Here is a 1749-nt window from a genome sequence, read left to right on the forward strand (position 1 = left end):
GCCCCCCCCGCCCGCCCCTTGCGCGCGGCGGCCGCCGGCGGTTGATGCATCCGCCCGGGCGCGGAGTGCCGCGCCGGCCACCAGGGAGGTTCCTTCGATGCTGCGACGCCACCTTCTCGCCGGGGCGGGGGCCGCGCTTGGCGCGGGCGCCATCGGCCGGCCTGCTCTGGGCCAGGGCGCCTCGGGCGGGACGCGGGTGCTGAAATTCATCCCGCAGGCCGACCTGGCGGTGACGGACCCGATCCTGACCACCGCCTATGTCACCCGCAACCACGCCTACCTGATCTGGGACACGCTCTACGGCCTGGACGCGGACTACAAGCCGCAGCCGCAGATGGTTGAGGGCCACACCGTCGAGGACGACGGGAAGCGCGTGACCATGCGGCTTCGCGAGGGGCTGAAGTTCCACGACGGCGAGCCGGTGCGCGCGAAGGACGCCGTCGCCTCGATCCGCCGCTGGGCGGCGCGCGACGCGCTCGGCCAGGTGCTGATGTCGGTGACCGACGAGCTTGCCGCGCCGGACGACCGCACCATCGTCTTCCGCCTCAAGCGCGCCTTCCCGCTGATGTTCGACGCGCTGGGCAAGCCCTCCAGCCCCGTCTGCTTCATCATGCCGGAACGGCTGGCCAGCCAGGACCCGAACCGGCCGCTGACCGGCGACCTGATCGGCTCCGGCCCGTTCCGCTTCGCGGCGGCCGAGCGGGTGCCGGGCGCGCGCGTGGTCTATACCCGCTTCGCCGACTACGTGCCGCGCGCCGAGGGCACGCCTTCCTGGACCGCGGGCCCGAAGCGGGTGCACTTCGACCGGATCGAGTGGCATGTCACGCCGGATGCGGCCACCGCCTCGGCGGCGCTGCAATCGGGCGAGATGGACTGGTGGGAGCAGCCGACCGGCGACCTGCAGCCGGTGCTGCGCCGCAACCGCAACATCACGCTGGAGATCCCCGATCCGACGGGGCTGATGGCGATCGCGCGCTTCAACCACCTGCATCCGCCCTTCGACAAGCCGGCGGTGCGCCGCGCGCTGCTCGGCGCGGTGAACCAGGCGGATTTCATGACCGCGGTGATCGGCACCGACCGCAGCCTGTGGCGCGAAGGCGTCGGCTTCTTCCCGCCCGGCACGCCGCTGGCCTCGGATGTCGGGCTGGAGGCCCTGACCTCGCCGCGCGACATGGACAAGGTGAAGCGCGACCTCGCCGCGGCCGGCTACAACGGCGAGCGCGTGGTGCTGATGGCGGCTTCCGACTTCCCGAGCCTGAACGCGCTGGCGCAGGTGTCGAACGACATGCTGACCAAGGCGGGGATGAACGTCGAGTTCGTCAACACCGACTGGGGCACGGTGGTGCAGCGACGCGCCAGCAAGGAACCGCCCTCGCGCGGCGGGTGGAACATGTTCTGCACCTTCTGGTCGGGCCTCGACATGTTCAACCCGGGCGTCCACCAGAGCCTGCGCGGCCATGGCGAGCGCGCCTGGTTCGGCTGGCCGACCATCCCGCGCATCGAGGAGCTGCGCCAGGCCTGGTTCGATGCGCCCGACCTCGCCGCGCAGCAGCGCATCGGCCGCGACATCCAGCAGGTCGCGTTCCAGGAAGTGCCGTATCTGCCGCTCGGGCAGTATTTCCAGGCCACCGCCTATCGCCGCAACCTGACCGGCGTGCTCAAGGGCCTGCCGCTGTTCTGGAACGTGCAGCGCAGCGGCTGAGCGGAAGCGCAGGCGGAGACTTGTCGGGCGCCGCGGGATGCCGCGGC

General features: G+C 71.8%; 1 protein-coding gene. It reads left to right on the forward strand.

Going from position 1 to position 1749, the window contains the following annotated elements:
* The first annotated feature begins 97 nt into the window (after window positions 1–97).
* On the forward strand, window positions 98–1702 hold the full coding sequence (locus AC1MIR_RS01685; protein ID WP_480026455.1) for an ABC transporter substrate-binding protein: 1605 nt from the start codon (window positions 98–100) through the stop codon (window positions 1700–1702).
* Window positions 1703–1749: the final 47 nt, after the last annotated feature.

The sequence above is a fragment of the Falsiroseomonas sp. RANM36 genome (genome assembly GCF_056682175.1).

What these genes read in the sequence shown, in the direction of transcription:
- AC1MIR_RS01685 (WP_480026455.1), top strand. Translation starts at nt 98, where the DNA reads ATGCTGCGACGCCACCTTCTCGCCGGGGCGGGGGCCGCGCTTGGCGCG.